Source organism: Pseudomonas sp. GM30, assembly GCF_000282275.2.
GTDB lineage: Bacteria > Pseudomonadota > Gammaproteobacteria > Pseudomonadales > Pseudomonadaceae > Aquipseudomonas.
In genome coordinates, this window is sequence record NZ_AKJP02000016.1 from 62,429 (window position 1) to 74,564 (window position 12,136).

Consider the following 12,136-nt stretch of genomic DNA (forward strand, 5'->3'; position numbering starts at 1 on the left):
AAAAAACCGGCCATCTCTGGCCGGTTTTTCATGCTGCGGATTTCACGTCGCGATTACGCGCCGTATACCGGCAGTTTCTTGCAGATGGCTTTGACTTTCTCACGAACGGCGTCGATCACCGCTTCGTTGTTCAGGTCAGCCAGGATGTCGCAGATCCAGCCGGCCAGCTCTTTGCACTCGGCTTGCTTGAAGCCGCGAGTGGTCACAGCCGGAGTACCGAAGCGCAGACCGGAAGTGACGAACGGCGAGCGTGGATCGTTTGGTACCGAGTTTTTGTTCACGGTAATGAACGCTTTGCCCAGAGCAGCGTCGGCGTCTTTACCGGAGATGTCCTGCTTGATCAGCGACAGCAGGAACAGGTGGTTCTTGGTACCGCCGGACACCACGTCGAAACCGCGCTCGATGAACACTTCGGCCATGGCCTGGGCGTTCTTCACCACTTGTTCCTGGTAAGCCTTGAACTCAGGCTGCAGCGCTTCCTTGAAGCAGATCGCTTTCGCGGCGATCACGTGCTCCAGCGGGCCACCCTGGGCGCCCGGGAATACCGCGGAGTTCAGCTTCTTCTCGATCTCGGCGTTGGCGCGCGCCAGGATCAGACCGCCACGTGGACCGCGCAGGGTCTTGTGCGTGGTGGTGGTGACCACGTCTGCGAAAGGCACCGGGTTCGGGTAGACGCCAGCGGCGACCAGACCGGCCACGTGCGCCATGTCGACGAACAGGTAGGCGCCGACCTTGTCAGCGATGGCGCGGAAGCGCGGGAAGTCGAGAATCTGCGAGTAGGCAGAGAAACCGGCCACGATCATTTTCGGCTTGTGCTCAACCGCCAGACGCTCGACTTCGTCGTAGTCGATCAGGCCGTTGGCGTCGATGCCGTACTGCACCGCGTTGTACAGCTTGCCGGAGGAGGAAACGCTGGCGCCGTGGGTCAGGTGACCACCGTGGGCCAGGCTCATGCCCAGGATGGTGTCGCCACCTTGCAGCAGGGCCAGGTAGACAGCGGCGTTGGCTTGGGAGCCGGCGTGCGGCTGAACGTTGGCGTAATCGGCGCCGAACAGCTCTTTGGCGCGGTCGATGGCCAGTTGCTCAACCACGTCGACGTACTCGCAACCACCGTAGTAGCGCTTGCCCGGGTAGCCTTCGGCGTATTTGTTGGTCAGTACCGAGCCTTGAGCTTCCATCACCGCAGGGCTGGTGTAGTTTTCCGAAGCGATCAGCTCAATGTGCTCTTCCTGGCGCTGAGCTTCTTGCTCCATGGCGGCAAAGAGATCGGCGTCGTACTTGGCAATAGTCAAATCACGGCTGAACATGGCGGTCCTCAAGGATCGGGGGCAGAAAAGGGGGGCATTCTAACCCAATGGGTTTTGGATGGCATATGAAACGACATCATGTCGCAGACAAGTGGCGTTCATGCCAGATGTGCGGTGCTTTCGCTGGCCGCTATCGCGAGCAGGCTCACTCCTACAGTATCCGAGGTGAGCTTAAAACTTGTGATCGACATCAATCCCTTGTAGGAGTGAGCCTGCTCGCGATAGCGGCACCGCAGATCTTCAGTCGAACATGAACAGCGCATCATTACTGAACTGCGCTTCAAACCGGCTCGCCGGCATCGGTCGCCCGAACAGATACCCCTGAACCTCATCGCAACCGTGCTCGCGCAGGAAGTCCAGTTGCTCATGGGTCTCCACGCCCTCGGCGATTACCGCCAGATTGAGGCTGTGGGCCATGGCGATGATCGCGCGGGCGATCTGCGCGTCCTGCTCGCCGGACGGCAGGCCGTCGACGAAAGTGCGGTCGATCTTCAGCACGTCGATCGGGAATTGCTTGAGGTAGTTCAGTGACGAATAACCGGTGCCGAAGTCGTCGACCGCGATGCTCAGGCCAAGGTTTTTCAGCCCGGCCAGAATCTGCATCGCCTCGCTGACTTCGCGCATCAGGATACTTTCGGTCAGTTCCAGCTCCAGGCACGCCGGCGGCAGACCGGTTTCCCGCAGAATGGTGGCGATACGCGTACCGAGCTGGCCATCGGAGAACTGCCGCGCCGAGATGTTCACCGAGACCTTCGGCACGCGCACGCGGTTCTGGTGCCAGGTCTTGAGCTGACGGCAGGCTTCGCTGATCACCCAGTCGCCGACATCCACCACCAGACCCAGCTCTTCCAGCACCGGAATGAAATCCCCCGGCGGCACCAATCCACGACGCGGATGACGCCAGCGCAGCAGCGCTTCGGCGCCGGTCAGGCGTTTGCCGTCACCGCTGAATTGCGGTTGGTAATACAGGACGAATTCGTTCTGCTCCAGCGCATGGCGCAAGTCGCTTTCCAGCTCCAGACGTTCCAGCGCACTGGCGTTCATGTCGGCCTGATAGAACTGGAAGTTGTTCTTGCCGCGCTCCTTGGCGTGGTACATCGCGGTGTCGGCGTTCTTCATCAACTGGCTGAGTTCATTGCCATCCTGCGGACTCAGGGCAATACCGATACTGGCGGTGACGAAGAACTCGCGACCTTCCAGCACGAACGGTCGCACCAGGCTGGCGAGGATCTGCTCGGCGACATGAATCGCCCGGTTCAGCGCCATTTCGCGGCTGGAGCGGTGTTGCAGGAGCAAGGTGAACTCGTCGCCGCCCATGCGCGCCACAGTGTCGTCATCGTCGACGCAGGCCAGCAGGCGCGTGGCCATGTCTTTCAACATGCGGTCGCCGGCAGCGTGGCCGAGGGAGTCGTTGATCGGCTTGAAGCGGTCGAGGTCGAGGAACATCAGCACCACCCACGACTTCTGCCGCTCGGCCGATTGCAGCGCGGTGTGCAGGCGATCCTGGAACAGCGTGCGGTTCGGCAGGTGGGTCAGGGCATCGTAGTAGGCGAGGCGATGGATGCGCTGTTCGCTGGCCTTGCGCTCGCTGATGTCGCTGAAGAAACACACGTAACTGGCGAGGTCGCCCTCATCGTCGAGCACCGCAGTGATGCCGACCCACGCCGGGTAATGCTCGCCGTTGCGGCGCTTGAGCCAGACTTCGCCTTCCCAGGTGCTGTGCTGGTGCAATTGCTTGAGCACGTAGCGCAGGTGCGCGTCCTGTTGTTCGTCGACGGTAAGCATGTTCGGCAACTGGTCGAGCACTTCGGTCACCGCATACCCGCTGACCCGGCTGAAGGCTTCGTTGGCCTGCACGATGTAACCGGCGGGATCGGTGATCAGGATCGCCGAAGTCGAGTGCTCGAATACCGTGGCGGCCATGCGCAGGTCTTTTTCGGCGCGGCGCTGCTGACTGATGTCGCGGCCGACGCCGAGCACGCCTTCGAACGCACCGTGTTCGTCCCACACCAGCACCAGACGCAGTTCGATCGGGATCTTGCGGCCGTCGGCGCGCAGGCAGTCGAACAGAAACAGTTGGGTCTGGACCTGACTGCGCAACAGGGCCAGTTGCTCTGGCTTGTCGAGCGCCTTGCTGACCCGATCCATCAAGGTGTAGATGCCGGACAGCTGTTGCGGGTTGGCAATGGTCGATTGCCAGCCGTTCTGGAAAATCCACTCGGCGTCGTAACCCAGCACCGCCTGCACCGACGGGCTGACGTAGTTCAACGACAGCTTGCTGTCGGTGGAGAAAATCACGTCGCTGATGCTTTCGGCGAGCATGCGGTAGCGCTGCTCGCTGTCGCGCAGCGATTCACTGGCCTCGATCTGCTCGGTGATGTCCTTGGCCACGCCAATGATCCGCGTGACCTGATCATGCTTGTCCCGGGCCAGCGCCTGCTCACGAATGTCGAAGCGCCGCCATTTGCCGTCGCGATGACGGAAGCGCAGCTGGCATTGCAACAACTGGCTGTAGCCGGCGTGTCGCTGCATCTGCCGCGAGCGATGGTAATAGTCGGCGTCTTCCGGGTGCAGGAGGATTTCCCAGAAGTACTCGCCCATCTGGTGCAGCTCGGAGCGGTTGTAACCGAGGGTCTGGCCGAGGTGGTGGTTGCTGAAAATCATCCGCTGGCTGATCACGTCCTGCACATACAGATGATCCGGCACGGTGCGCACCACGTCCGACCAGAAGCCTTCGCGCTCCAGCAACGACAGTTCGATCAGCTTGCGGCTGGTGATGTCGTTGATGCTGAGGATCACCGCCTTATAGTCGTGCTGTTCCTCAGGCAGGCGCAGGACCATCCACAGGTGTTGATCGCGGCCATTGATGTCCGGCAGTCTGATTTCCAGTTCCAGCTGCTTTTGCTGCTGCAGAACGGCGTCGAGCACCTGGTTGCCGATGGCGCACTGCTGGTGCGGATGACCGTCGATCAACAATTGCCAGGCGTGCTCGCAGGAATTGACATTGAGCAGTTGCAGCGCCACCTGATTGACCTCGGTAACGCGCAGTTCTTGCAGCAATTGCTGGCGCTGGGCCGGTTGGTCGAGCCAGGCCTTGAGCTGGTCGCTGGTCTGGATCTGCGCCTTGTCGAACACCTGCTTGAGGCCCGACAGATCGAGCACGCACAACGCCACGCCGGTGCCTTCGAAAATGTCCTGATAACGCCGGCGACCTTCATGCAACTGGCGCTGACGGCGGCGCATGTTGAGCAGGGCGATCACCGGCAACATCGAGAACGCCAGGCCCAGCAGGCATTTGCCGATGAACGCTGGCAGCAGCTCTTCGAGCACCCGCTGACGGTCGAACAGCCCGCGCAACTGCCAGTCGCTGCTGCTCAGCGGCACGGTCAGCACGGTGTTGACCATGTCGTCCGGGCTCAGCACCCCGGGCCGGGCAGAAGACAGCGCTTCGTCGCGGCTGATGATCTGATGGTTGAGACGGTTTTCCACCAGCCACAACGGGCGGATGCCGGTTTCGCCCAGCTTGGTCAGCGAGTCGAAGAAGGTCGGGGTCAGGCGCAATACCCAGTAGCCGCGCGTGCTGCCGCTGGCCTGATGCAACAACAGATGCACCACCGAGCCATCGTCGGCGTTACTGAAGTAATGCGCCTGGGCGCGGCTGCGGCGCACCAGTTCAGCGAGGTAATCGGCGTCGTGGCTGTCGCTGGCGCTGTCGTTGAGGATTTTCCCGGACGGGCTGAGCAAGGCCAGGCTACGCAGGTCCGGCAGCGATTGCTGGAGCTTGCGCAGCAGCGCCTGCTGTTCGTCGGACGACTGCGGTTGTTCGACGATCGGTAGCAGGTTGAGGGCGATTTGTGCATTCAGCGACATGTTCAGGCTGACCTGCGAGGCGAGGTCGGCGGTGTAGTCGATAGTGTACTGACGCTGGTTTTTCTGGGTCTCGCGCAATTGATCGAGCAGTTGCCAGAACAGCAATGCCAGCAGCAAAAGTACCAGCGTCGCCAACGCACCCTTCAAAGTTCCGCGCAGGGGCGAGCCGGTCCCCGGATTGGACGCGCTCACAGAAGCTGGCGGGGTAACGTTGGACAAGCTGTAATCCTGCGGTTTGGCTGGACTGGCGCGACGTGCACTATAAGCCGGACGCCCGAAGGGCGGCTAGCATGCCTTGAGTTGTGGCGAAGTGCCAGCCCCACTCGGCTGGACTGCCTTCCGTCATTCAGGTAGCTTTGCCGGTTACGCGGGAGCGTTCCAGCTCCTAGAATCAGACTTTTTTCAGCGCGCACGCATTGATCACCATCAAGTGAACGACGCGCACGGTCTGGCCGGGCATCGCCTGCGCTCCAATCATTCATCTGTCACTGACCCAAGGTTCTCCATGGCTCAATACGTCTTCACCATGCATCGGCTGGGCAAAGTTGTTCCGCCGAAGCGGGAAATCCTGAAAAACATTTCTCTGTCGTTCTTCCCCGGCGCCAAGATCGGCGTACTCGGCCTCAACGGTTCGGGTAAGTCCACGCTGCTGAAAATCATGGCCGGCGTCGACACCGAGTTCGAGGGCGAAGCCCGTCCGATGCCGGACCTGAACATCGGTTATCTGCCGCAAGAGCCACAACTTGATCCGACCAAAACTGTGCGTGAAGTGGTCGAGGAAGCGGTCAGCGTGATCAAGGATGCGCAGGCGCGTCTGGACGAGGTCTACGCCGCTTACGCCGATCCGGACGCCGACTTCGACAAGCTGGCTGCCGAGCAGGCCAAGCTCGAAGCGATCCTGCAGGCCAGCGATGGTCACAACCTGGAGCGCCAACTGGAAGTCGCTGCCGACGCCCTGCGTCTGCCGGCCTGGGACGCCAAGGTTGAACACCTGTCCGGTGGTGAAAAACGTCGTGTGGCCCTGTGCCGTCTGCTGCTGTCCGCCCCGGACATGCTGCTGCTCGACGAACCGACCAACCACTTGGACGCTGATTCGGTGGCGTGGCTGGAGCACTTCCTGCACGACTTCCCGGGCACCGTGGTTGCGATTACGCACGACCGTTACTTCCTGGATAACGTTGCCGGCTGGATCCTGGAACTCGACCGCGGCGCGGGCATTCCGTACGAGGGCAACTACTCGGGTTGGCTGGAAGCCAAGTCCGATCGTCTGGCGGCCGAATCCAAGCAGCAGTCGGCTCACGAAAAAGCCATGAAGGAAGAACTGGAGTGGGTGCGCAAAGGCGCGAAAGCCCGCCAGTCGAAATCCAAGGCACGTCTGCAACGCTTCGAAGAAATGCAGTCGCAGGAATTCCAGAAGCGTTCGGAAACCAACGAGATCTACATCCCGGCCGGTCCGCGTCTGGGCGACAAGGTCATCGAGTTCAAGAACGTCACCAAGGGCTACGGCGATCGCGTGCTGATCGACAACCTGTCGTTCTCCATGCCCAAGGGCGCCATCGTCGGCGTGATCGGTGGTAACGGTGCCGGTAAGTCGACCCTGTTCCGCATGCTGATGGGCAAGGAAACTCCGGATTCCGGCACCATCGAAGTCGGCGAAACCGTGCAACTGGCCTGCGTGGATCAGAGCCGCGAAGACCTCGACGGCAGCAAGACCGTGTTCCAGCAGATCTCCGACGGTTCGGACCAGATCCGCATCGGCAACTACGAGATCCCGTCGCGCACTTATGTCGGTCGCTTCAACTTCAAGGGCGGCGACCAGCAGAAGTTCGTCAAGGACCTGTCCGGTGGTGAGCGCGGTCGTCTGCACCTGGCGCTGACCCTGAAGGAGGGCGGCAACGTCCTGCTGCTCGACGAACCGTCCAACGACCTCGACGTTGAAACCCTGCGTTCCCTGGAAGAAGCCCTGCTGGACTTCCCGGGCGCCGCCATTGTGATCTCTCACGATCGCTGGTTCCTGGACCGCGTCGCGACGCACATCCTGGCGTACGAAGACGACTCGCAAGCGGTGTTCTTCGAAGGCAACTACACCGAGTACGAAGCCGACCGCAAAAAGCGTCTTGGCGAAGCGGCGGCCCAGCCACACCGGGTGCGTCACAAGAAGCTGGCCTGATTCGGGTTGGTTGCATGAAAAAGCGGAGCCTTCGGGCTCCGTTTTTTTTGCCTGGGTTTTTCAGGTGCAACCGAGTCGAGCCCTTCGCGAGCAAGCTCGCTCCCACAGGGGGAATGCATTTCAAATGTGGGAGCGAGCTTGCTCGCGAAGGCGGTATAACTGTTGGTGCATCACCTCAATTTGTACTCCCCATTCAGGTGCAATATCAGTCCAAAAAGCCCTCTGATTTATATCCTGTGCACCATTTAATTTCATAACTGCGACATTTTGCGCTGTTCCTGTGCGCAATTCGTTTGTTACAGTCCGGCTCAATCGCTTCCAACGACAATAAATTTGCCGAGACTTTTCCCATGATCGAATCCGTCGAATCCTTCCTCGCCCGCCTGAAAAAACGCGACCCGGATCAACCCGAATTCCACCAGGCCGTCGAAGAAGTCCTGCGCAGTCTGTGGCCGTTTCTCGAAGCCAATCCGCGTTACCTGACCTCGGGCATCCTGGAGCGCATCTGCGAGCCGGAGCGTGCGGTGGTGTTTCGCGTGTCGTGGGTCGACGATCAGGGCAAGGTTCAGGTCAATCGCGGGTTCCGCATCCAGATGAACAGCGCCATCGGCCCGTACAAGGGCGGCCTGCGTTTCCATCCTTCGGTGAACCTGGGCGTGCTGAAGTTTCTCGCCTTCGAACAGACCTTCAAGAACTCCCTGACCTCATTGCCCATGGGCGGCGGCAAGGGCGGTTCGGACTTCGATCCTAAGGGCAAGAGCGACGCCGAAGTCATGCGTTTCTGCCAGGCGTTCATGAGCGAGCTGTACCGCCACATCGGCGCGGACGTCGATGTGCCGGCCGGCGACATCGGTGTCGGGGCGCGGGAGATCGGTTTCCTGTTTGGCCAGTACAAACGCCTGAGCAACCAGTTCACCAGCGTGTTGACCGGTAAAGGCATGACCTATGGCGGCAGCCTGATTCGCCCGGAAGCCACCGGTTTCGGTTGCGTGTACTTCGCCGAGGAGATGCTCAAGCGCCGCGGGCAGACCGTCGAAGGCAAGCGCGTGGCGATCTCCGGTTCCGGCAACGTCGCGCAGTACGCGGCGCGCAAGGTCATGGACCTGGGCGGCAAGGTGATTTCGCTGTCCGACTCCGAAGGCACGCTGTACTGCGAATCGGGCCTGAGCGAAGAACAGTGGCAGGCGCTGCTGGAACTGAAAAACGTCAAACGCGGACGCATCAGCGAACTGGCCACGGCGTTCGATCTGGAATTCCGCGCCGGTCAGTTGCCGTGGTCGCTGCCGTGCGACATTGCGCTGCCATGCGCCACGCAGAACGAGCTCGACGCCGACGCCGCGCTTACGCTGCTGCGCAACGGCTGCGTGTGTGTGGCCGAAGGTGCGAACATGCCGACTACGCTTGCGGCTGTGGATATCTTCATCGAGGCCGGCATTCTGTTCGCCCCGGGTAAGGCGTCGAACGCCGGCGGGGTCGCGGTCAGCGGGCTGGAGATGTCGCAGAACGCCATGCGCCTGCTGTGGACGGCGGGTGAGGTGGACAGCAAGCTGCACGCGATCATGCAGTCGATCCACCACGCCTGCGTGCATTACGGCGAAGAGAACGGGCGGATCAACTACGTCAAAGGCGCGAACATCGCCGGCTTCGTCAAAGTCGCCGATGCGATGCTCGCGCAGGGTGTGGTTTAAGCCGGTTCGATGCGAATCACTTCAATCACCTGATCGCCGGCGGGGCGCTGCCACAGCACTTCGTCATTGAGCCGGGCGCCGAGCAGCGCCCGGCCCAGCGGCGAAGCCCAGTTGATCAGGCCTTGGCTGGCGTCGGCCTGATCTTCGCCGACCAGTTGCACCCGACTTTCGGTGTCGTGTTCGTCGGCGTAGGTTACCCAACTGCCAATCTGCACTTTATCGGTCGAGGTCGCCGGGGCCGCGACCTGTGCGCTGGCGAGGCGTTGGTTGAAGTAACGCAGATCTCTTTCGAGATCGGCCTGACGCTGCTTGTCGGCTTGTTCGCCCTTGGCCGATTGCTCGGCGTGCAGGCTTTGCAGCTCGGCGACTTTGGCCTGCAACTGTGCCAACCCCTGCGGTGTGACGTAATTGGGCTGCACGCTGACCTGCCGTTCGACGGGCTGATCGGCTTGCGCGGCGGCGTTATCTTCGTTGACGAAAGCGCGGCTCATGCTGTCCTCCTCTGCAAAGAGTTTGGGCCATGGTCGCCGGCATTTGGTTTCACTGGATGTCTGGAAACGACCTATTGCGAGCGATAAGCCCGCCCGGCGTCCTGATCTTTCTGCTGCTGCCAGGCGCGCTCGCGTTCGTCCCAGTGCTCGTTGCGATACTCTTCGCGATCCTTGTTTTCCAGCATTGCCTGGCACTGGCGGAAGCCGTCGGTCCAGCCTTCGGCGTATTGCTTGTCCTTGAGATAGCGCGGCACGTTCTTGCGAAACTCGCCACTGATCGAGCCGGCGGCTTGCCGGCCACTGACGCAGCCATCGTCAAAACCGTCGGCGAAGGCCGGTGGATAACCTTTGGCGATCAAGTCTTCGTGGGTGGTCTGGCAACCCCCGAGCAACAGCAAAACACCCAGCAATCCCGCACACCGCCACATCGCACTCTCCCGCGCCGATTCTCGGCTGATAGGGAAAGTCTAGAAGCGGATTCGTCGGGCGTTGGTGAAAGGCATGTGAGTAATTCGTTGAATACCACAAATCCCTGTAGGAGTGAGCCTGCTCGCGATAGCCATTTACCAGTCACTGTTGCTGTGTCTGACCTACCGCTATCGCGAGCAGGCTCACTCCTACATGGGGCTAGGTTCCGGATCAGTAGTGATACCACTTCACCTCAAGCATGACTTCGGTCTCCGGTGTGGCAACGTGGCTGAACTCACGCTGTGCCGTCAGGCGCAAACCGAGGTTGCGCGACAATTCCCACTGCTGGTTCAGGCTCAGGCTGCGGCGTACTTCGCCGTTGGTGAAGTAATCGCCCTTGGCTTCGACGCTGAGATTGCCCAACGGGTTTTTCCACAGCACGCCGGTGTTGAAGCCTGCGGCCGGCGTGACGAATCCGGCGAAGTCATTGTTGTGCTCGATACGCACCGTGCCAAGGGCAAAGCCGAGCGTGTCTTCGCCTAACTGCCAAGTACCGCCACCACCACCGTTGACGTGGCTGACCAGGTTTTCGTCATCATGCTTGCCCGGTACGCGCTCGAGGCCTCCGGTGACTTGCCACGACAGTGGTTGCAGCAACTCATTGCGCGGGGTCAGCGAGCGGATGGTCGCCAGGTCCAGTTGCTGGAATTGCCACTGGTTGCCTTCATACTGGCGCAGCTTCATCTGCAGGATTTCGATTTGCGCGCCGAGCGGGAAGCTTTCGGCGTTGTCGTTGAGATCGTGATAGGCCATGCGCAAGCCGTACTCGCCGAATGCACGGTCGCCCCGCGTGCCAATGCCGGCCTGCCAGGTGCGTGATTCATGGCCGTCTTCAGGCAGGCCCGGTTGTGGAATCTGCAGCTCCGGCGCCGGGTTCTTGTTGATCGCCCGCAGCAGATCGAAGCTGCGCTGCGACCGTTGCGCATCACGCTCCTGACCGTTGGCGCGGTAGCGCTCCAGACGATATGCCGCATCGATGATCAGCGCCTGACGATCCCGGGGCAGGGCCTTGAAGGTCGGCTCTTGCAGCACCTGCTGATCGGCGCTGACTTTCAGCACCCATTGCTGTTCTTCGCTGTTCAACGGTTCGGCGCGGCTGAGCAATTCACGCTCGCGTGACGGGCGATATTCGATACTTTCCACCAGCCCGGCCTCTTTCACCGCTTTGACCGTGTCGGTGGGGATGGCGGTCAGCGGAAATTGCTCGGTCAGGCGCAGGCTGGGGCGTGCCACCTGCAGCAGTTCGAGCAGGCGATAGGAGCAGTTTTCGTCGAAGAAAAAATAGTCGAACTGGATCTGCTTCAGCTCCCACACATGCTCGACCATGCGCGCGGTTTCTGCTTGCGTCAGGTTCAGCCGGTATTCCCACAGGTCGCGGTTTTCCAGGCTGCGGTACTCGGAGAGTTTTTCCTGGTAGGGCACCAGCGCAAACAGCCCCGGATAGCCGCCCATCAAGCCTTTCCAGGCATAAAGAATGCTGTTGTCGGAGCCTTCGATGTAGGCGCCGAAGTTGATCGCGTAGCTGAGCAGCGAGGTCTTGTCGGCCTGCACGTCGGCCTGATCGATACGCAACAGGGTGTGGCCAAACATTGAAGACGGGCTGTTGAGGTAGGCCGCCGGGAAGATCATCACCGCACTGTGTGGCGAGACGTCCTTGAACCACTTGTTGAATTCGGCGCAATCGGGGGCGGGCAGGTCGCTAAGGTTGAGCTGTGCTTTCAGCCAGCGCGTACGCGCCGGGTAGACGCACTGTGCATGCTGTTCGCCGAGACTGGCCGGGGCGTACAGCGCCTTCACGGTGGCGGCCAACTCATGGTCGGGGTGTTCGTTGCCATCGGGCGCGAGAAAGAATTTCTTGTCGCTGACATAGCTGCGCCAGCCACCAAGCTTGGCGGTTTCGTAATGACCGAGGGAAATCCAGAAGCGGTCGTTGGCCAGTTGCTGCAAACGTTGAGGGTCGATGTGAGGCGCGGCGGACAGCGGGGCGCAGACACAGAGCGCCAGCCAGGCAAGGCGTTTGAGCATAAGTGGCAACTTAAGTCGAAAGAAAGACAAAGACCCCAGGCATTAATGCCGATCAGTCAAACCCGCACCAACCCTGTGGCGAGGGAGCTTGCTCCCGCTGGGGCGCGCAGCGGCCCC

General features: G+C 60.9%; 7 protein-coding genes. 2 read left to right on the forward strand and 5 right to left on the reverse strand.

Annotated features, from left to right (window positions below; translation table 11 throughout):
- Positions 1-53: 53 nt before the first annotated feature.
- Together glyA and morA are read right to left on the reverse strand one after the other, a co-directional pair.
- Positions 54-1,307: a serine hydroxymethyltransferase gene (gene glyA, locus PMI25_RS12325; protein WP_007963781.1), complete on the reverse strand. Its 1,254-nt coding sequence runs from the start codon at positions 1,305-1,307 to the stop codon at positions 54-56.
- 240 nt (positions 1,308-1,547) lie between these two features.
- Positions 1,548-5,396: a cyclic di-GMP receptor MorA gene (gene morA / locus PMI25_RS12330; protein ID WP_007963783.1), complete on the reverse strand. Its 3,849-nt coding sequence runs from the start codon at positions 5,394-5,396 to the stop codon at positions 1,548-1,550.
- Positions 5,397-5,682: 286 nt separating this feature from the next.
- Between morA and ettA the strand changes: the two genes are divergently transcribed.
- A complete protein-coding gene (ettA, locus tag PMI25_RS12335) occupies positions 5,683-7,347 on the forward strand; it encodes an energy-dependent translational throttle protein EttA (RefSeq protein ID WP_003228391.1) in 1,665 nt (554 codons plus the stop codon).
- Positions 7,348-7,697: 350 nt separating this feature from the next.
- Positions 7,698-9,035: an NADP-specific glutamate dehydrogenase gene (gene gdhA, locus PMI25_RS12340; RefSeq protein WP_007963784.1), complete on the forward strand. Its 1,338-nt coding sequence runs from the start codon at positions 7,698-7,700 to the stop codon at positions 9,033-9,035.
- On the opposite strand, the gene PMI25_RS12345 is transcribed toward gdhA, so the two are convergent.
- The 3 genes from PMI25_RS12345 to PMI25_RS12355 form a co-directional block, all read right to left on the reverse strand.
- A complete protein-coding gene (locus PMI25_RS12345) occupies positions 9,032-9,526 on the reverse strand; it encodes a GreA/GreB family elongation factor (RefSeq protein WP_007963785.1) in 495 nt (164 codons plus the stop codon). The genes gdhA and PMI25_RS12345 overlap by 4 nt on opposite strands.
- A 71-nt stretch (positions 9,527-9,597) precedes the next feature.
- On the reverse strand, positions 9,598-9,954 hold the full coding sequence (locus PMI25_RS12350) for a hypothetical protein (protein WP_007963787.1): 357 nt from the start codon (positions 9,952-9,954) through the stop codon (positions 9,598-9,600).
- Positions 9,955-10,165: 211 nt separating this feature from the next.
- The gene (locus PMI25_RS12355; protein ID WP_007963791.1) at positions 10,166-12,019 is read right to left on the reverse strand and encodes an Lnb N-terminal periplasmic domain-containing protein; all 1,854 of its coding nucleotides are present in this window, start codon (positions 12,017-12,019) and stop codon (positions 10,166-10,168) included.
- Positions 12,020-12,136: the final 117 nt, after the last annotated feature.